Raw genomic sequence first — 19782 nt, 5'->3', positions numbered from 1 at the left:
TCCTTGCGAATTAGTCTAACCGCAGACGGCCGATTTGGCGAAGCTGTCGCGCGCAGATGTGACCGGCGTCATCTTGCCGCGCGAACCCTGCCTGCTCGAGCCGGAGTAGCGCCTATGGCGTGTCAGCCGTCATGCCTGCGCTGCAGGCGCTGCCTCCGGATTTGATCCTTGGCCGGCTCGGCGGGGCATGGTTACCTGCCGGTCCCTGCCACGGTCGGAAATCAGCACGCCATGTCACCGCGCATCGCCTTCGGCGGCTTCCTGCACGAAACCAACACCTTTGCACCGAGCAAGGCCGGCATGGAGGCCTTCCTGCAAGGCGGCGGCTGGCCAAGCCTCGCCAGGGGCGAGGCGATCTTCGCCGCCGTGGACAACGTCAATGTCGGTGCTGCCGGCTTCGTCGCGCATGCTCGCACTGCAGGCTGGACGCTGGTGCCGACCCTGTGGTGCGCGGCGAGCCCCTCTGCCCATGTCACAGCGGCGGCCTTCGAGGAGATCATGGCGGAGATGCTGGCGAGCCTGAAGGCCGCGATGCCCTTCGACGGCGTCTATCTCGATCTCCATGGTGCGATGGTCAGTGAGGCCTTCGAGGATGGCGAGGGCGAGACCTTGCGCCGGGTCCGCGAACTGATCGGCCCCGATATCCCGCTGGTCTCCAGCCTCGACCTGCACGGTAATGTCACGCAGTTGATGGTCGACAGCGCAGATGCGCTCGTCGCCTACAGGACCTATCCGCATATCGACATGGCCGAGACCGGCCGCCGCTCCGGCGTCTATCTCGAGCGCCTGCTCGGCACGAAGACGCGCGATGCCAAGGCGTTTCGCCAGATCCCCTATCTCATTCCGATCGCCTGGCAGGCGACCGCGATGGAGCCCTGCAAGACGATCTATAGCGAGCTTGCCGCGCTGGAAGGCGAGAACGTGCCGACGCTCTCCTTCCTCCCAGGCTTCCCGGCTGCCGATTTCGCCGATTGCGGCGCGACCGTCGTGGCCTATGGCGCCACGCAAGGCGATGCCGATCGCGCGGCGGACGCCGTCACCGCGCGGGTGATGGCCAGCGAAGCCGCGTTCAACGGCCGGGTCTACCAGCCCGACGAGGGCGTGCGCGAGGCGATGGCGCTCTCGGCCCGCGCCAGCAAGCCGATCGTGATCGCCGACACGCAGGACAACCCCGGCGCCGGCGGCGATTCCGACACGATGGGCATGGTCCATGCGCTGGTGCGCAACGATGCGCAGCGCGCTGCGGTCGGTGTCATCGTCGACGCGGCGGCTGCGGCCGCCGCCCATGCGGCGGGCGTCGGCGCGACGATCAGGGTGTCGCTCGGCGCCAAATCGGGCATTCCCGGCGACGTGCCGCTGGAGGCCGATTTTGTGGTCGAGCAGCTCTCTGACGGCCGCTTTATTGCGCCCGGCCCATTCTACGGGGGCTCGCGAATGAATCTCGGGCCCTCGGCCGCCCTGCGCATCGGTGGGGTCCGCATCGTCGTCGGCTCGCGCAAGGCGCAGATGGCCGACCAGGCGATGTATCGGCAGGTCGGGATCGAGCCGACCGAGCAGGCGATCCTGGTCAACAAGAGCTCGGTGCATTTCCGCGCCGATTTCGAGCCGATCGCCGAGACGATCCTGGTCTGCGCCGCGCCTGGCCCGATGCCGGTCGACCCGTCCGCGCTGCCCTGGCGCTATCTGCGCGCCGGCATCCGCACCGCGCCGCTCGGCCCCGTCTTCGGCTGACAGCCGCCTTTCGTTCAGGAGAGTTTCTCGTGCCCACATTGCCAGAGATCGAAGCCTTCACCCCTGAGCTCGTCGCGATCCGCCGCGACATCCATGCCCACCCCGAGATCGGCTTCGAGGAGGTCAGGACCTCGGGCATCGTCGCCGAGAAGCTGGCCGAGTGGGGCATCGAGGTGCATCGCGGCATCGGCGGCACCGGCGTGGTCGGCATCCTCGAGGGCAAGGGCGGCCCGGGCAAGCGCATCGGCCTGCGTGCTGACATGGACGCGCTGCCGATGGAGGAGACGACTAATCTGCCCTGGCGCTCCACCATTCCGGGCCGCAACCATGCCTGCGGCCATGACGGCCACACCACCATGCTGCTGGGCGCCGCACGCTACCTCGCCGAGAACCGCGATTTCACCGGCACGGCGGTGTTCGTATTCCAGCCGGCGGAAGAAGGCCTTGGCGGCGCGCGCGCGATGATCGCCGACAAGCTGTTCGAGCGCTTCCCTTGCGACGAGATCTACGGCCTGCACAACGCGCCCAATCTCGATCCTGGCCAGATCTCGGTTTTCCCGGGCCCGGCGATGGCGGGCGCCGATTTCTTCGACATCAAGATCACCGGCCGTGGCGCGCATGGCGCGATGCCGCATATGGGCCGCGACCCGGTCGTGGTCGCGATCTCGCTGGCAGCCGCACTGCAGACCATCGTCAGCCGCAATGCCGATCCGCGCGAGGCCTCGGTGCTCTCGATCACGCAGATCCATGCGGGCTCAGCCTATAACGTCATCCCCAACGAGGCGGCGCTGGCGGGCACCATCCGCACCTTCTCGCCCGAGATCGGCGCGCTGATCCGCCAGCGCATGCGCGAGATCTCGGCCGGCATGGCGCTGACCTTCGGCGTCGAGATCGATGTCGATATCCGCTCGATCTTCGACGTGCTGGTGAACCACGGCCCGCAGGCGGAAGCGGCCGCCGCCGTGGCGCGCGAGATCGTCGGCGACGCCAATGTGCTCACCGACGTCAAGCCGGTGATGGGCAGCGAGGACTTTGCCGACATGCTGCGCGCCGTGCCCGGCGCCTATCTCTGGGTCGGCCATGCCGGCAATGTGCCGGTGCACAATCCCGGCTTCGTGCTCGACGACGGCATCCTTCCGGTGGGCGCGAGCCTGCTGGCGCGGCTCGTGGAGAGCCGGCTGGCAGCGTGAACCGGATGCGCCATCCGTCCGAATGCGCTGTCATCCCGGGCGACCGCCGGGAGACCCGGGATCCACTCCGGACCCCAACCGATCGGCGTTCTGGAATGGATCCCGGATCTCCACTTCGCTGCGTCCGGGATGACGACGAGGGTGTGGGCGTCCAGTCGGGACCGGCGTGACGGTCGCCTGAGCAAATCTCGAACAGAAAGTGCCTCGGCTATGAATGCGATCGACCTGCCGTTCGACACAGACACGCTGCTCGATGGCCTCAGGCGCTGGGTCGAGTGCGAAAGCCCGACCTTCGATCCCGCAGCCGTCAATCGGATGATGGACCTCGTCGAGGCCGATCTGAAAGAAGCGGGTGCGACCGTGACGCGCTTTCCCGGCCCTCCGGGCCTGGGCGATTGCCTGCGCGGCGATTTCCCGCATCCACGCCAGGGCGAACCCGGTATCCTGGTGATGTCGCATCTCGACACCGTGCATCCGGTGGGCACGCTCGAGGCGCTGCCGTTCCGGCGCGAGGGCGGGCGCTGCTACGGGCCGGGCATCCTGGACATGAAGAGCGGGGCCTATGCCGGGCTGCAGGCCATCGTCGCGCTCGCCAAGGCGGGCATCGAGACGCCGCTGCCGGTCAGCGTGCTCTACACCTCCGATGAGGAGATCGGCAGCCCCGGCACGCGCGAACTGATCATGGAGCAGGCCCGCCGGCATCGCTACATCCTGGTTCCGGAGCCCGGCCGCCCCGGTAACGGCGTGGTCACCGGGCGATACGCGATCGCGCGCTTCGACCTGCTGGCGCAGGGCCGCCCGAGCCATGCCGGCTCGACGCTCAAGGATGGCCGCTCGGCGATCAACCTGATGGCGCGCCAACTGCTCGCGATTGAGGCCATGACCGATGACGACTGCACCTTCAGCGTCGGCGTCATCCATGGCGGGCAATGGGTCAATTGCGTCGCCACGACCTGCCAGGCCGAGGCGCTGAGCATGGCCAAGCGCCAGTCCGACCTCGACCGTGGCGTCGAGCGCATGCTGGCGCTGACGGCCGCCAATCCCGACGGCACGCGCTTCACCGTGACGCGCGGCGTGACGCGGCCGGTCTGGGAGCCCGATGAGGCGACGCTGCGGCTGTTTCGGGTCGCGCGCGACATCGCCAAGGAGATAGGCTTCGAGATGGAGCACGCCTCGGCCGGCGGCGGCTCGGATGCCAATTTCACCGGGGCGGAGGGGATCGCCTCGCTCGACGGGCTCGGGCTGCTCGGCGCTGGTTATCATACGCTGGAGGAGCATATCGAGGTGGACAGCCTCGTCCAGCGCACGCGCCTCCTGGCTGGTTTGCTTGCGAGACTGTCGGCCTGATCTCGATCCGTTGACATTCCCGGCGGTTTCGCGGGACCATGACCTTGCGTCTGGCACAGGGCGTGCATGTAATCAGCGCGTGACCAGACGCTGAAACGGGTCAGGGAGAGATCGATGGCATTGCGTTGGAAGGTCTTCGTCGCTGCGGCTGCCCTGGCGGCCAGCATGTCTGCCCTGCAGGCACAGACGACGATGAAGGTCGTCATGCATTCCGACGTCAAGATCGTCGATCCCATCTGGACGACGGCCTACATCGTTCGCAACCACGGCTACATGATCTACGACACGCTCTTCGCCCTTGACGAGAAGGGCGAGGTCAAGCCGCAGATGGTCGAGAGCTTCACGGAATCCCCGGACAAGCTGACCTACAAGTTTACCCTGCGCGACGGCCTTCTCTGGCATGACGGCAAGCCGGTCACCGCCGAGGACTGCGTCGCCTCGATCAAGCGCTGGTCTGCGCGCGACCCGATCGGCCAGAAGCTGATGACCTTCGTCGACGCGATGGTGATCGATGATGCCAAGAGCTTCACCGTCAAGCTGAAGTCGCCGACCGGCCTGCTGATCTTCGGCCTCGGAAAGCCGTCGTCGAACGTGCCGTTCATGATGCCCAAGCGCGTGGCGGAGACCGACCCTAACACGCAGATCTCCGAATTCATCGGCTCGGGCCCCTTCGTGCTCAAGACCGACGAATGGAAGCCCGGCGACAAGATCGTCTACACCAAGTTCAAGGACTACAAGCCGCGCTCCGAGCCGGCATCGGGGCTGGCAGGCGGCAAGGTCGCCAAGATCGACCGTATCGAGTGGCTGGCGGTGTCCGACCAGCAGCAGGCGGTCAACGCCCTGCTCGCCGGCGAGATCGACATGATCGAGCAGCCCTCTTTCGACCTGATCCCGCTGCTCAAGGCCGACAAGGCGATCAAGCTGTTCGACTACAATCCACTGGGGCTGCAATACACGCTGCGCCCCAACCACACGATCAAGCCCTTCGACAACCCGAAAATCCGTCAGGCGCTGACCTATGCGCTGAACCAAAAGGATTTTCTCGACGCGGTCGTGGGCAATCCCGACTACTACAAGACCTGCAAGGCCATGTTCATCTGCGGCTCGCCACTGGCGACCGAGGCCGGCATGGACGGGCTCCTGGAGTCCAACTTCAAGAAGTCGCAGGAGCTCCTGAAGGAGGCCGGCTATGACGGCACGCCGGTCGTGCTGCTGCACTCGACCGACCTGCAATCTCTGACCAATCTGGCTCCCGTCGCCAAACAGTTGATGGAGAAGGGCGGCTTCAAGGTCGACATGCAGTCCTCCGACTGGCAGTCGGTGGTGGCGCGGCGCGTGCGCAAGACGCCGGTGAGCGATGGTGGCTGGAACGCGATGCTGACGGCGTGGGTCTCGGCGGACGTGCTCAACCCGGTGATGGCCGGCTTCTTCAATGCGAGCTGCGACAAGGCCGCCTTCGGCTGGCCCTGCGACGAGCAGATGGAGAAGCTGCGCGACGACTTCGCGCGCGAGACCGATCCGGCCAAGCAGAAGGCGATAACGGAAGCCGTGCAGCTGCGCTGGCGCGAGGTCGTCACCCACATCCATCTCGGCCAGTACACGGTGCCGATCGCGACCCGCCCGAACATCAGCGGCATCCTGACGGCGGCTGCGCCGGTGTTCTGGAATGTCGAGAAGAAGTGAGGCGGATGCAATTGGCTTCCGGTTGCGCTCAGCCGTCATTGCGAGGAGCAGTGCGACGAAGCAATCCAGAGGGGCGAGGAGCTCTACGATGCCGGATTGCTTCGCTTACGCTCGCAATGACGTGGCGGCTTGAACCCGACGTCTGGAAAGAAGCCTGATGCTCGGCTATATCCTCCGACGCCTGCTCGCGACGATCCCCGTGCTGCTGATCGTCGCGGTGCTGGTCTTCCTGATGCTGCGGTTGACGCCCGGCGACCCCGCGGCTGTGATCGCCGGCGACAACGCCTCGACCCAGCAGATCGAGGCGATCCGGGCCAAGCTTGGGCTCGACCAGCCCATCGTCGCGCAGTTCGGGATCTGGGCCGCCAACCTGCTGCAGGGCAATCTCGGCGAGAGCTTCTTTTTCAAGAAGACCATCGGCGAATTGATCCTGGGGCGGATCGAGCCGACGCTGTCGCTGGCGTTCCTGACCATGCTGATTGCGATCTCGGTCGCGATCCCGCTCGGCGTGCTCGCCGCCTACAAGCACGGCTCCTGGATCGACCGTGTCGTGATGGGGTTTTCGGTGCTGGGCTTCTCGGTGCCGGTCTTCGTCATCGGCTACCTGCTGATCTACATTTTTGCGATCACGCTGGGCTGGTTCCCGGTGCAGGGCTACCAGCCGCTGTCGGGCGGGTTCGGTGGCTATATCCAGCGCCTGATCCTGCCCTCCGTCACGCTGTCGGTGATCTACATCGCCCTGATTGCGCGGATGACGCGGGCGAGCGTGCTCGAGGTGTTGAGCGAGGACTACATCCGCACCGCCCGCGCCAAGGGGCAGGTCGAGCGCAAGATCCTGTTCCGGCATGCGCTGAAGAACGCCGCGGTGCCGATCGTCACCGTGGTCGGCATCGGCATCGCGTTGCTGATCGGCGGCGTGGTGGTGACCGAGAGCGTGTTCGCGATCCCCGGCCTCGGACGGCTCACCGTCGATGCGGTGCTGGCGCGCGACTACCCGACGATCCAGGCGGTGATCCTGCTGTTCTCGGTGGTCTATGTCGTGATCAATCTCGGCATCGACCTCGCCTATTGCCTGTTCGACCCGAGGATCCGCTATTGAGCGCCGAGCCAAGCCTGATCGCCCCGGTCCTGGACGAGGTCGCCCGCCCGCGGACCCAGGTGATGCGCCGCCTCGCGCACAACCCCGCCGTGCTGATCGGCGGCACCGTGCTGCTGATCATGGCGCTGATAGGCCTGCTCGCGCCGTTTCTGGGCACGATCGACCCCGCCGGCATCAATCCCAGCGCGCGCAACCGCGTGCCGGGCATCGAGCGCCAGATCCGCGCCGATGACGGCACGACCACGACCTTCAAGCACCGCATGGGCACCGACTCGCTCGGCCGCGACGTCTATAGCCGGGTGATCTATGGCGCGCGGGTCTCGCTGATGATCGCGGTATCGGTGGCGGCGGTGAGCATCGCGATCGGGCTCGTGATCGGGCTGATCGCCGGCTATGTCCGGCCGCTCGACGGCATCATCATGCGCTTCATGGACGGGCTGATGGCGATACCGTCGATCCTGCTCGCCATCGCGGTGGTCTCGCTGTTCCGCGCAGGGCTGGCTGCGGTCATCGTCGCGATCATCGTGCCGGAAATTCCGCGCGTGGTGCGGTTGGTGCGCTCGATCGTGCTTTCGGTGCGCGAGGAGCCCTATGTCGAGGCGGCGATCATGCAGGGCACGCGCCTGCCAAAGCTGATGGTGCGCCACATCTTGCCCAACACCATCGCGCCGCTGATCGTGCAGGGCACCTTCATCGCGGCCTCGGCCATTCTCGTGGAGGCAATCCTGTCCTTCCTCGGCATCGGCATTCCGCCGGAGGTGCCGACCTGGGGCAACATCATGGCGGAAGGGCGCAACGTCTTTCGCGTGTTCCCGCACAACATCCTGTATCCCGGCATTTTCCTCGGGTTGACCGTGCTGGCGGTGAACATGCTCGGCGACGGCCTGCGCGACACGCTCGATCCCAAGATGGCCGGCCGATGAGCGACGCTGCGATGCCGGTGCTCGAGATCAAGGGGCTGAGCGTGCGCCTGCCGGGCGGCGGCGACCGCTCTTATGCCATCGAGGGCATCTCGCTCTCGGTCGGGCGAGGCGAGATCGTCTGCGTCGTCGGCGAATCCGGATCGGGCAAGTCGGTCACGGCCTTCTCCGTCATGGGGCTGCTGCCAAGGGCGTTGAAGCCCGTTGCGGGGCAAATCCTGCTCGAGGGCGAGGATGTGCTCGCCGCCACGCCGCAGCGCCTGCGGGCACTGCGCGGCGACCGCATGGGCATGGTCTTCCAGGAGCCGATGACGGCGCTGAACCCCGTGCTGACGATCGGGGACCAGATCGAGGAGGTGCTGCGCATCCACACCGAGCTCGATGCGGGCGAGCGCCGCGCCAAGGTGCTCGGCATCATGGAGGCGATGCGCCTGCCTGATCCCGAGCGCATCCATGGCTCCTATCCCCACCAGATTTCGGGCGGGCAGCGCCAGCGCATCATGATCGCGGCAGCTTTGGTGCTCGACCCGGCGCTCCTGATCGCCGACGAGCCGACAACGGCGCTCGACGTCACAACGCAAGCGCAGATCCTGCGCCTGATCACGGACTTGCAAGGACGGCGCGGCACCGGCGTCTTGTTCATCACCCATGATTTCGGCGTGGTGGCGGAGATCGCCGACCGGGTCGTGGTGATGGAAAAGGGCCTTGTCGTCGAGCAGGGCCCGGCCGAGCAGATCCTGCGGCAGCCGCAGCATCCCTATACGCGAATGCTGATCGCAGCCGTGCCGAGCCTGACGCCGGCGGACCGCAAGCCGGTGCTCGGCACGGTCGCGCTGGAAACCGTGGGCCTGGCTAAGACCTATCGCAGCAAGAGCCTGTTCAAGAAGGAGCGGGCCGTCCAGGCCGCGCAGGCCGTCGATATCAGGATCCGGCGCGGCGAGACGGTTGGGATCGTCGGCGAATCCGGTTCCGGCAAGACGACCGTTGCGCGCTGCATCGCCAGGCTGATGGCGCCATCCGAGGGCGCGATCCTCGTGCCCGACATCGACATCGCCTCCCTGCCAGAGCGCCGCCTGCGGCCTTATCGCCGGAAAATCCAGGTGGTGTTCCAGGATCCGTATCGGTCGCTCAATCCGCGTCGGACAGTGGGCGATTCGATCATCGAGGGACCCGTCAATTTCGGCCTGAGCCCGGCTGATGCGATGGCGCGAGCCCGCGACCTGATGGCGTTGGTGGGACTGCAGCCCAACGCGTTGGAGCGCTATCCGCACCAGTTCTCGGGCGGGCAGCGCCAGCGTGTCGCGATCGCGCGTGCGCTCGCCATGGAGCCCGAAATCCTGATCGCGGACGAGGCGGTCTCTGCGCTCGACGTCTCCGTGCAGAAGCAGGTTCTGGCGTTGCTGGCCGATGTGCAGGAGCGCTTCAACCTGGCGATCCTGTTCATAACCCATGATCTGCGAGTTGCGGCCCAGATCTGCGACCGGATCGTGGTGATGGAGAAGGGGCTCGTGGTCGAGCAGGGCGAGACCGGGCAGGTGTTTTCCGCCCCGGCGCATGACTACACGCGCGCGCTGATCGACGCCGCGCCGGGACGGGAGTTTGGCGTCGGCGAGGGCTGAGCCTTTGTCGTCATTGCGAGCAAAGCGAAGCAATCCAGCTGGGCGTCGAGTGCTGCGGTTCTGGATTGCTTCGCTTCGCTCGCAATGACGGGTGGGCTTGCAGCCACCAGCCCAACCTCTATCGCTCGCGAAAGGATTGCCTCAGGCGATCCGTCAGGGGTTGCAGAACGTAGCTTGCGGCAGACCTCTCGCCGGTGGGCACGATGATCTCGGCTGCCATGCCTGCGCGGATGCGGCTGCGCAGCGCTCCGGGAAGCGTGGTGGCGTCGGCCTCCACCTCGACGAAGAAATAGCTGCTGGCGGGATTGGCAGGGTCCTGAATCCTGTCGTTCGAAAGCGCGCGCACCGTGCCGAACAGGACCGGGGCCTCCGAGGTCTTGAAGTTCGGAAAGCGGATCTCGCTGCGCTGGCCGATACGCAGCAGGTCGATATCACGGGGGTCGAACTGGGCGCGGATCACCATGTTCTGTTCGACAGGCGCGATCTCGACCAGGATGTCGCCGGGCCGCGCAACCGCGCCAATGGTGGCAAATCTTCGCGCTTGCACGACGCCGGCCAGCGGCGCCCTGACCTCGAGCCGTCCCAGGACGTCGCGCGCAACTCCGGCCTTCTCGTCGAGTTCCGCGATCTGGCGGCGGGTATCGATCAGGTCGGCGACCAACTGGCGCTGGAATTCGACGTCACCCTGCACGACCTGCAGCTCGACCTCGCCGATGCTGCGTTCTGCCTTGGCGCTGTCGGTGATCGACCGGGCTATGACGGCCGTCAGCCGGGCGCGCTCGCGTTCCAGCGCCGAAACGCGCGAGACCGAGACCAGCCCGCGCGCCCTCAGGCTGTTGAGCCCGGGCAGTTCCTGGTCGATCAGCTCCAATTGGCGTTCACTCGCCGTCTGCTCCGACGACAAGCCGTCGATCTCACGCCTGAAGCTCGCGATCCTGTTCAGCAGCACCTCGTTCTGGACTTTTCGGAGATCGGCGCGCTCGCGGAAATTGGCGCTCTCATCGGCGATAGCGCGCTGGATCGGGGCGTCGGGTTTGGCGAGGAGGGCGGCCGGAAAAGCGACTGCCTGCGCCTTGATGCGCTCGGCGAGGAGCCGGTGCTCGCGTGCGGTCAGGATGTCGAGCTGTGCAGACAGCGTGTCGAGGGTCGCGCGCGCCTGCGTGTCGTCGAGAACGAACAGCAGTTCCCCTGCCTGGACGGACTGGCCGTCGCGGACATGGATAGCGCGGATAATGCCACCTTCGAGATGCTGCACGACCTGGCGGCCGCCCTCGACGGCGACGAGGCCGGGCGCCACCACGGCTGAATCGAGCGGGGCCAGAGTCGCCCAACCAAGCAGGCCGATGAGCGCGAAGATGCCGGCCGCGCCGCCTCGCCGGAGCGGGCGCTGCCAGTCGGCGCTGGCTGCAGGTGGCGCGGCGATGACGAGGCTGCTCATGGCGGCGGCTCAACCGGCACGGGCGCTTGCAGGAAAGGCGCGGGGCTGCGCGATGCCTGCCAGGATGTCCGCGCGTTCGCCGAAGCCTTTCACCGTGCCATTGCTCAGGATCAGCACATAGTCGGCGGCAGCGACCAGACCGATCCTGTGCGTCACCAGCACGACTGTCTTCCCGGCCTCGCGCAGCATCGACAGCGCCAGCATCAGGCTGTCCTCTCCGGCCGCGTCGAGATGGGCATTGGGCTCGTCGAGCAGGACGATCGACGGATTGCCGAACAGGGCGCGGGCGAGCCCGATGCGCTGGCGCTGGCCGCCAGACAGCGCGATGCCCTGCTCGCCGATCTCGGTGTCGTAGCCCTCGGGCAGGCGCTGGATCACCTCGTGGGCGCCGGCGCGGCGCGCGGCGGCGATCACCGCCTCGTGCCCGGTGTCCGTGAAGCGGGCGATGTTCTGCTCGACTGTCCCGGGGAAGAGTTCGATTGTCTGCGGGAGATAACCGACATAGCGCGCCAGCGCGTCGTGGTCCCAGTGGCGGATGTCGGTGCCATCGAGGCGGAACTCGCCCGCGAGCGGTTTCCAGACATTCAGCATGACGCGCAGCAGCGAGGATTTACCCGAGGCGCTGGCGCCGGTGATCGCGAGCACGGCGCCGGCCGGCACCTCGAACGAGATCGCGCGCAGGATGATCTGGTCCACGCCCCGCCCGGGGGCGCTGACGACGAGCCCGAGCGCGCTGAGTTCGCCCCTGGGTCGAGGCAGGCTCATTCGAGCATTCTGCGGCTCGGTCTCCCGGAGAAGAGCCTGGATACGCTCATAGGTCTGGCGGGCGCCCGCTATCGCCTTCCACTGGCCGGCAATCTGCTGGAGCGGCTGCGTCGCCTTGCTGACGATGATGCTGACGGCAAAGATCTGGGCCGGGGAGAGCGCGTCGTGCAGTACGAGGAAGGCCGCGAGCGCGAGCGTCGCCGTCTGCGAGACCGAGCGCGCGAAGCCAGACAGGGTGCGCAGGAGCATCGAGCGATCGTCGGCGACGACAAGCCAGCCGAGCGCTGCCTCGTGCAGCGATTGCCATCCGCGTCGGGTCGCGGGACCCATGCCCATGCTGTGCACGGCCTCGAAGTTCTGGAAGGCGGCGCTCGCCCGCCGCGCCGCCAGATGCTGTGCTTTGCCGGCTTCGCGTATGGGCTCGCTGATCGTGCGCGCGGTCAGAGCGGTCAGCCCAGCGACCAAGGCGGCGCTGACCAGCGCCAGCAGGGCGAAGGCCGGGTGCAGGATCAGGCAGGCGACCAGGAAGAGCGGGAACCAGATAAGGTCGAGCAGGCTGGCCAGGGCCGGGCTGGCGATCAGTTCGCGCAGGCTGTCGATATCGCGCAGGTTCGGCAGCGACGCGTCGAGGGGACGCCTGACGATAGCGCGCTGGATCGCGTCGAAGGCAGGGCCGGCAAGCTTGCGATCGAACAGAACCGAGGCCCGGCGCATCATGTCGGCTCGTGCTGCCTCGAGGACGGCTAGGATCAGGAGCGCGAAGACGACGACGAGCGTCAGCATCGCCAGGGTGGTCTGGTTGCGACTGCTCAGCACTCGCTCATAGATGTTCATGATGTAGAGGGGGCCGATGAAGGCCAGCAGTGTGATGCAGAAACCGAAGACAATGGACCAGATGATGGCGGGTTGGACGGAATCCGTCGCTGCGTCGAGCGCGGTCGGGGCCATCGGTTCGCGGCGGCCATTCGCGATGGGGACAGCTGCCACGTTCTTTGCCATTCCCGCTCCGCAACGCTTACCCGATCAGGCCCGGCATCTTCGTAGCGAGCAGGCATCGCGGGATGCCGGCTAAGCTCAATGCCGCGGCTTGGTCCACGTCGGCTTGAGGCTCAACTGAGGATAGGCCTCCTGTCCGGCATTGCGCAATGTCGAGTTAGTCCGAAAGACTTATCTTTGACGCGAGTCTCCTACGGAATGTTACGGTCAGTTGGGTATGCGATGCTTGCTCAGGTGCTTGCGCCCCATGGAGTGCGCGATTATCGGCAGGATTACCCCCATAAATAGAATCGATCTGCGAATGCAACTTATAGTAATATATCGTTTGGATTATGCCCTCTTGCGTAAGCTCGCGCGCCGGGCTCTACTAAAATTGTAATCGTAGCGTTCTGGTCGAGGTGCGTGTGCTGACGATCGCTCCCGGTGAAGTCTATCCGCCAGCGGAGGCATTCCGATTGCAAGCGCGCTTGATTTCAGTGCGCGCCGGTCTCCAGATCATTCGCTACGACACCGCCAAGAACGATGAGAATCCACCTGTCGTCTTGCTTCAGGCAATGCCGGAAGACTGCGCCTACGTCACGTTGCTGTCCTCGAAAGACAATGCGGGCTGCAGTCTCGAAGCGCCGGGCGATATCATAGTGATCAAGGCCCTGCGCGATGTGCGGCTTGTCGCGACGATTGCGTCGGCCAGCCCCGGCGCGGGCGCCGCCGTCCTGAAGATCGAACGAATTGGTGGACGAGTGCCTGCGCCAGGCCGCGCCGAAAGTGCGACGGCGACAGTCGAGATCATCAAGAAGACAGAACATTCAGAACTTCTGTCGCGATAAAGATTTTATTCGCCCAGTTTCTTTTTCGATAAGCAGCTGAACGTCCACGTTAGATAATCAATTATAGTATTGCAGGAATCTTATTTTCTCAGCGGTGGCTGATCAGGCGCGGGCCATCCGTGCAAGCCCTGGCGGTGAATGAGTGAGGTGTCCTCATGGGATGTGTCGCTGGCAAGGGAGGCTCGGATGGCCACCTATGACCTGCCTCGCGCCCAGGCGATGGACCATCTCGCTCCAGCAGTCAGCAGTTTCCTGGCAAGCCAGATCCAGGCTGCGATCGACGGCCCCGCGCGCGCAGGCGGTGGCCTGTCCGTCGTCTACGACTTCGTCCCGGGCAGCATCGTGCCGGATGGCACGGACGTTGTCATCGTAAGGCCGGGCGCCGGAGCGACAGTCAGCGTTCCCGCGCATGTCGGCGCGATCGTATTCGCCGGTTCGGATAGTGTTGCGGCGAGCCTGAGTGTCGAGGCCTCAATCGCGGTGAAGCTGGGCGACGGCTCCGATTTCGTCAGCATGTCTGCGCCCGCCGGGGGCTGGACGGATCTGGTCGTCTCGGTCGATCTCGGGGCTGGCGACGACCTGTTCATCGGGGCCCGCGACGCGCGCAATCACGTTGTCGGCGGCGAGGGCGACGACAGGATGATCGGCGGCGCGCGCAACGATCTCTTCGATGTCGGGCATGGCAGCGATACCGTCGATGCCGGAGCGGGCTACGACCGGGCTTTTGTCCATGGCGGCATCGATGACTATAGCTCGGTGATCGGGGTCGATGGCTCGCTCATCCTGACACACAAGGCGAGCGGCGCCGTGACCACGCTGGCCAATCTCGAATTCCTGACCTTTGAGGATGGCGCTGTCATGCTGAATGTCACGAGCGAGGCGGGCTACGTGGCGGCGTCTCTCTACGAGGTGATCCTCGGACGCAGCGCGGACCCGGTGGTGCACGAGCATTTTGCGCAGGCCGATACGGGGCGCCTGATCGAGGCGGCCAACCTGATGCTCGGTTCGCAGGAGTTCGCGGAGACGTTCGGCCCGGCCTCTGAGCTGACGGATGCCGCCTTCATCGAGATCATCTATGGCACCTCCTTCGAGCGCCCTGCCGATCCGGAGGGTCTGTCCTATTGGCTCGACAAGCTCGCCTCGGGCATGAGCCGTGGCGAGGTGGCCGTGCATTTCGCAGGCTCTGCCGAAGCCCATGCCGGATTCTCGGCAATCATCAACGTCATCGACAGGGACCATCCCGGTTGATGTCGATATCGCCGTGCGAGCCGCCTTGGGGACGGTCCTGACATGCCGGGCGTCGCGCTGTCGTATTACGCGAGCGCGTCGCAACGGCGGCTCGACCTGATCGGGCGCAGCCTGCGCAGTCTGGATCGAGGACGGCTGCATGAGGCGTATGTGCTGGCGGACATGTCGTGCCAGTGCCGGCGACCGGCTGTTGAGGATCTTCTGCTGCGTGGCGAAATTGCTGCGCGGCTGGGGTTTGCGTCGCTGGAGCGGGCGGATGTCGAGGCCGCCTTTGCTATCGATCCATCCTTGCCGGCGGCGCAGGTTCGAATGCTGGCGCTCCTGTGCAGGTGGGGGGAGGCCGGAGCGGCCGACGCCGTGGCGAGGGCGATCCTGCGGCTGGATCCACAACCGGATGTGATCCGGATTGCCGTTGCCGCGCTTGTGTGTGGCGATGATGCCGAGGGCATTGCCTGGTCGAGGGCTGGCCCCGCGGGCCTCGAGGTCACGGTCGTCAGCGTGACGCCGCTCGCTTTCGAGATCACAGTCGACTTCGAGCAGCGTAGCGAGCGCCATGGCATACGCGCGGCTGCCGACCACGCGCTGGCTGACGTTCTCGGTTATGCCGGGAGCATCTCGTTGCGGTGGCCCGAGTATGCACGAACCGCGCGGCTGACCAGCGAGCGGCCTCTGGACTGGACCGGCGCTCCCGCGTTCCGACCGTTCCATCCGGGTCCGGCGCGGCCTTCGCGCCCGCCGGAGCGGTGCCAGCAAGAACCCGCAAGCGCGACCGTGATCATGCCGGTCTACGCCGACCTCGACATGACGCGCGCCGCAATCGACTCGGTTCTGTCGGCGCGCCCGGATGCGCTGCAGCGCCTCGTCCTGATCGATGACTGCGGACCCGATCCGGCCTTGCGCGCCCGGCTCGTCGACTATGCCCGGCTTCCGGGCGTCGACCTGATCGTGAACCCCATCAATCTCGGCTTCATCGGGAGCGTCAATCGGGCTCTGCTGGACTATCCCGACGGCGATGTCGTGTTGCTCAATGCCGATTGCATCGTCGCGTCGGGTTGGCTCGAACGGCTTTCACGGGCGGCGCATTCGCGTCCCGGCATCGGAACCGCGACGCCACTGTCCAATCATGGCGAACTGACCAGCGTGCCCGCGCCCTTCGACCCCGTCAGCATGCCCGATCCCAGCGAGATCACCGCGATCGACCGCGCGGCCAGCGAACTCAATGCCGGCCTGACCGTCGATCTCCCAAACGGCGTCGGCTTCTGCATCTACATCACGCAAGCCTGCCGCCATGCGACGGGGTTGCTGAACGATGTCGATTATCGCGAGGGCTATGGCGAGGAGGTCGAGTATTGCCTGAGGGCGTCGGAACTCGGATTTTCGCATGTCTGCGCCTGCGATGTCTTCGTGGGACACGCAGGTGGGCGCTCCTTCCAGGCGCGCAAACGCAGCCTTTCGACGCATAATCTCGCGACGCTGGAGCGCAGTTTCCCGGATGTGCGGGGCGTCACGGAGCGCTTCATCGCCGCCGACCCCCTTCGCTCCACGAGAGACACACTGCAGCGCCGCCTCTTGATCGAGGCTCGTCCGCGCTGCGAGCCCGTCACCCTCGTCATCGGGCGGCATGCCATTCCCGCCCCGGGAACACCGGATCTTCCCAGTGTCGTTGCTCTCGGCATGGAGGGCCCTTTACTCAGGCTGGGCTTCGACCGTCGCGGCGGCGCGATGTTGCACCGCGAGGGGGCGATGGCACCGTACCGCCTCGCGCTCGATCTGCGGACCGGCGATCCGTCGGACGAACTGGTCGCTCTGTTGCGCGGCCAGGGCGTCGAGCGGATCATGTACCTCGGCGCCGGCGATCCGCCTTGGGTGCGTTCTCTCCCGGCGCAACTGGGCGTCGCATATGATGTGATTGCGGTCGACGACAGCGTTCTCCGGCCATGCGAGATGCTTGTCGAAAGGCGCGCCTTTCTGGACGGCGCCAGACGGTTTGTCAGTGCCTCTCCGGGCCTCTGCGATCTCTCTGAGAAGATCGGACAGCGGCGGCCAGATCATGCGCCGCTGCATTTCGAGGCGCCGCCGGTCTACGCGCGTACGGACGCGGCGGATGGCCCCGTCGGGCTCGCGGTTTTCCTCGACGCGAGCGACGGCACGGCCTGGTGCCGGGTTCAGGACCTGGGCCGTGCGATCATGCGAAACCGGTCGCCACTGCGGCTGGTGGTATTCGGCGCGACGCGTGACGATGACGCATTGCAACGGACCGGGGCGGTCACCGTCGCCGGCATGCCGGCGCCAGCGCTCGCATCCGCAGCCTTCGCCCTGCATCGCTGCGCCGCGACAATTGCCTTCTTGCCCGATGATCGCATCGAGTATCCCGATCTCCCGGTCATTGCGCTGGGGCCGCGCCCGCTTCTCAGCTGGAACAGCTATCTCGCGGATGTCCTTGGCTACGGCGAGGGCGATTACCTGTCCTTCACGGCCGATCAGCCGGTCGATCTCGTACTCGGGCTCATCACAGACGCCCTGGACGGCCGACATGGTTGAGTTCAGCCGAGGCAGATTTCGGGCCAAGAGGGCTGCGCGGCGTTCCGGAGCACCGACTTCTGTCGCGGGGCGGCACGCAGGAGGAGATGCGTACGAGGCGCTCCGCGCTTCCATATCGCTTGATCCGCAGGGCAGATTGTCCGGATGGGTCTTAGACCCCGATGCCCCCCAGCGGCGTTTCATCGTCGAGATTCTGGGTGACGGGATCAGCCTGGCGATCATGCGTGCGGACATGCATGTCGCGCAACTGCGCGACGAGGGGCAGGGCGATGGCTGCTATGGCTTTGCGATCGCGCCTGATCCGCGTTTTGCCTGCATCCATTACGAGTTGCTGGTCGCCAATAGCGACCGCGTCGTTGCGCAGTGTAGAGGGAGCGTCGGCGCAATGCCGACGGTGTTTGCGAGCGGGGCGGTCCGCTGGCGCGGCGGCTTGCGCCTGAGCGGCACGCTGAACGAGCATGCCGGTTGCAAGCTGCAGGTTTATGAGGGCTCGCGACCTCTGGATGCGAGCCTCGTTTTGTATCCCGGCGAAAGCCGCGACGGCGGAGGCCGTCAATTCGATCTCATGCTCTCGACCGCTCTGGCTGACGGACAGCTTCATCGTCTGCGGGTCGTGACCGCTAACGGGGCCGAACTCGAGGGTTCGCCGGTCTCGGTTCTTGTTCATCCTCGCGGCTTCGGAGCGAACGAGTCCGGTTTCGATGCGCTCGCGCGCGATTTTCTGGACAGGCTCGTCCCGGCCTCGCTGCCGTTCGAGCGCTACCGCGCCTGGTCCGATGCATTCGCCGACGATCCCGTCTTCGCAGATGTCCCTTCCGGCTTTGCTCTGGGCGTCGTCATCCTGGGCCGCGTCGGCAGCGAGGCCACGCTGGACAGCTTGCGAATTCAGCGTGGTGCCTTCGCGACCCGCGTGGTGATCCTCGATAGCGAGGGCGCCGGATCCTCGGCTTTCAGCGGGGCGGAGTGGCGGGACGCTCTCGGGGCCTTCGCTGTCGCGCCGGTGTCGGCGACGCTGGTGATCCGCGCCGGCACGATCCTCAGGCCATTCGCGTGCCAGGCGGTCTCGCAGGCATTCGCGCACAGCGATCCCGAGGGCGGACGCCTGATGCTCTGCGTCGGGGATTATGAGGTCGCCGAGCTGGAGGGCATCGGACTGCCATTCTTTGGTCCGGCCTTCGACTATGAGCGGCTGCTTTCGCAAGGCTATGCGGAAGGCGTCTTCGCGGTGCGCGACCTGCCCGAGATCGAGGGAGCAGGAGACGATAATCTAAGCGGCTACGACATCCTGTTCGCCGCGCTGGAGGCCGCGCAGGCCCAAGGCGGCAGGATCGTCCAGGTTCCACGCATCCTGGCCGCTGCGCAGCGGCCCGATCCTGCCGCAGCTGGCGCAAGCCTTGCGGCAGCGGTGTGTCGACATCTCGCGCGCTCAGGGCAGGTGGCCACGGTTGAGGCGGGCGAGGGTTCGGTGCTCCCTCTCGTGCATGTGCGGCGGCCGCGTCCCGAGGGGGAGGTCGCGATCATCATCCCGACGCGGGACCGTCTCGACCTGCTCGAACCCTGCCTGACATCGATAGGCGAGCGCACGCACCACCCCGATCATCGCATCGTCATCGTCGACAATGGCAGTCGCGAGCAGGAGACGCTGGATTACCTGGCGCTGCTGGCACGCCGGGGCGTCACGGTCCTGCGCGACGCCGGCAGCTTCAACTATGCGCGACTGAACAATCTCGCCATTCGCGAAGTGGCCTCACCCTTCGCCTGTCTGCTCAACAACGATGTCGAGGTCCAGAAGGCCGACTGGCTCGCCGGGATGCAGTCGTTCTTCTCGCGAGACCGTGTCGGCGCTGTCGGAGCCAAGCTGGTCTGGCCCAATGGCATGCTGCAGCATGGCGGCGTCGTGCTCGGCATGAACTTCGGTGCTGGCCACGCCTATGATCGTTACCTCGCAAACGACCCCGGCTATGCCGACGGGGTCCTCGCGGCACGGGAGTGCAGCGCGCTGACGGCCGCCTGCCTGCTGCTTCGCCGCGAGGATTTCCTTGCGGTCGGCGGTTTCGACGAGCGGGCCTTCCCGGTCGCCTTCAACGATGTCGACCTCTGCCTGAAACTGCGGGAGGCCGGCAAGACGCTGGTCTGGTCGCCAAGCGCGCAACTGCTTCACCGCGAATCCGCGTCGCGGGCGCACGACTGCGACTCGCCGGCCAAGCAGGCACGGCTCGAGAAGGAGCTGGCGGAGCTGCGGCGGCGCTGGGGCGATCAGCTGATGGCGGACGAGTACTACAATCCGAACCTGAACCTCGACGCCTACGCCTTCACCGGGCTGGCGCTGCCGCCGCGCGACAGGCGTTTTCGCGTGAGACCGGTGCGGTTCTGAGGCG

At 66.1% G+C, this 19782-nt stretch carries 13 protein-coding genes; 11 read left to right on the top strand and 2 right to left on the bottom strand.

Annotated features, from left to right (window positions below; all coding sequences use genetic code 11):
- The first annotated feature begins 231 nt into the window (after positions 1–231).
- The 7 genes from AC1D2L_RS18145 to AC1D2L_RS18115 all read left to right on the top strand — a co-directional run bounded on the left by AC1D2L_RS18145 (position 232) and on the right by AC1D2L_RS18115 (position 9589).
- Positions 232–1731, top strand: a complete 1500-nt coding sequence (locus AC1D2L_RS18145; protein ID WP_476847287.1) for a M81 family metallopeptidase — start codon at positions 232–234, stop codon at positions 1729–1731.
- 29 nt (positions 1732–1760) lie between these two features.
- The gene (locus AC1D2L_RS18140; RefSeq protein ID WP_476847286.1) at positions 1761–2921 is read left to right on the top strand and encodes a M20 aminoacylase family protein; all 1161 of its coding nucleotides are present in this window, start codon (positions 1761–1763) and stop codon (positions 2919–2921) included.
- A gap of 210 nt (positions 2922–3131) precedes the next feature.
- On the top strand, positions 3132–4268 hold the full coding sequence (locus tag AC1D2L_RS18135; RefSeq protein WP_476847285.1) for a M20/M25/M40 family metallo-hydrolase: 1137 nt from the start codon (positions 3132–3134) through the stop codon (positions 4266–4268).
- 114 nt (positions 4269–4382) lie between these two features.
- Positions 4383–5951 (top strand): ABC transporter substrate-binding protein, encoded by a 1569-nt coding sequence (locus AC1D2L_RS18130; RefSeq protein ID WP_476847284.1) that lies wholly within the window; start codon positions 4383–4385, stop codon positions 5949–5951.
- Positions 5952–6108: 157 nt separating this feature from the next.
- Entirely contained in the window at positions 6109–7050 is a 942-nt protein-coding gene (locus AC1D2L_RS18125; protein WP_476847283.1) for an ABC transporter permease, read from the top strand.
- Between the two features lie 29 nt (positions 7051–7079).
- On the top strand, positions 7080–7973 hold the full coding sequence (locus AC1D2L_RS18120; protein WP_476847336.1) for an ABC transporter permease: 894 nt from the start codon (positions 7080–7082) through the stop codon (positions 7971–7973).
- Positions 7970–9589: an ABC transporter ATP-binding protein gene (locus AC1D2L_RS18115; RefSeq protein ID WP_476847282.1), complete on the top strand. Its 1620-nt coding sequence runs from the start codon at positions 7970–7972 to the stop codon at positions 9587–9589. The genes AC1D2L_RS18120 and AC1D2L_RS18115 overlap by 4 nt, the downstream gene beginning before the upstream one ends.
- A gap of 118 nt (positions 9590–9707) precedes the next feature.
- Here the strand turns inward: AC1D2L_RS18115 and AC1D2L_RS18110 are convergent, their stop codons facing one another.
- On the bottom strand, positions 9708–11027 hold the full coding sequence (locus AC1D2L_RS18110; protein WP_476847281.1) for an HlyD family type I secretion periplasmic adaptor subunit: 1320 nt from the start codon (positions 11025–11027) through the stop codon (positions 9708–9710).
- Positions 11028–11036: 9 nt separating this feature from the next.
- Positions 11037–12779 carry a type I secretion system permease/ATPase gene (locus AC1D2L_RS18105; protein ID WP_476847280.1) on the bottom strand — a complete coding sequence of 581 codons (1743 nt, stop codon included), beginning with the start codon at positions 12777–12779 and terminating at the stop codon, positions 11037–11039.
- Positions 12780–13192: 413 nt separating this feature from the next.
- Between AC1D2L_RS18105 and AC1D2L_RS18100 the strand changes: the two genes are divergently transcribed.
- From AC1D2L_RS18100 to AC1D2L_RS18085, 4 genes are all read left to right on the top strand, one after another.
- Positions 13193–13615 (top strand): hypothetical protein, encoded by a 423-nt coding sequence (locus AC1D2L_RS18100; protein WP_476847279.1) that lies wholly within the window; start codon positions 13193–13195, stop codon positions 13613–13615.
- Positions 13616–13801: 186 nt separating this feature from the next.
- Positions 13802–14863, top strand: coding sequence for a DUF4214 domain-containing protein (locus AC1D2L_RS18095; RefSeq protein WP_476847278.1), 1062 nt, complete (start codon positions 13802–13804; stop codon positions 14861–14863).
- Positions 14864–14905: 42 nt separating this feature from the next.
- Positions 14906–17404 carry a glycosyltransferase family 2 protein gene (locus tag AC1D2L_RS18090; protein ID WP_476847277.1) on the top strand — a complete coding sequence of 833 codons (2499 nt, stop codon included), beginning with the start codon at positions 14906–14908 and terminating at the stop codon, positions 17402–17404.
- Positions 17405–17540: 136 nt separating this feature from the next.
- Positions 17541–19778 (top strand): glycosyltransferase family 2 protein, encoded by a 2238-nt coding sequence (locus AC1D2L_RS18085; RefSeq protein ID WP_476847276.1) that lies wholly within the window; start codon positions 17541–17543, stop codon positions 19776–19778.
- Positions 19779–19782 lie beyond the last annotated feature (4 nt).

This window comes from Allobosea sp. P1_B10, assembly GCF_056406735.1.
This window is presented reverse-complemented; position numbering and strand designations above follow the sequence as displayed.

Excerpts from the sequence above, each read along its gene's own strand:
- AC1D2L_RS18145 (WP_476847287.1), top strand. The coding sequence starts at position 232 with ATGTCACCGCGCATCGCCTTCGGCGGCTTCCTGCACGAAACCAACACC.
- AC1D2L_RS18135 (WP_476847285.1), top strand. The coding sequence starts at position 3,132 with ATGAATGCGATCGACCTGCCGTTCGACACAGACACGCTGCTCGATGGC.
- AC1D2L_RS18130 (WP_476847284.1), top strand. The coding sequence starts at position 4,383 with ATGGCATTGCGTTGGAAGGTCTTCGTCGCTGCGGCTGCCCTGGCGGCC.
- AC1D2L_RS18125 (WP_476847283.1), top strand. The coding sequence starts at position 6,109 with ATGCTCGGCTATATCCTCCGACGCCTGCTCGCGACGATCCCCGTGCTG.
- AC1D2L_RS18115 (WP_476847282.1), top strand. The coding sequence starts at position 7,970 with ATGAGCGACGCTGCGATGCCGGTGCTCGAGATCAAGGGGCTGAGCGTG.
- AC1D2L_RS18110 (WP_476847281.1), bottom strand. The coding sequence starts at position 11,027 with ATGAGCAGCCTCGTCATCGCCGCGCCACCTGCAGCCAGCGCCGACTGG.
- AC1D2L_RS18095 (WP_476847278.1), top strand. The coding sequence starts at position 13,802 with ATGGCCACCTATGACCTGCCTCGCGCCCAGGCGATGGACCATCTCGCT.
- AC1D2L_RS18090 (WP_476847277.1), top strand. The coding sequence starts at position 14,906 with ATGCCGGGCGTCGCGCTGTCGTATTACGCGAGCGCGTCGCAACGGCGG.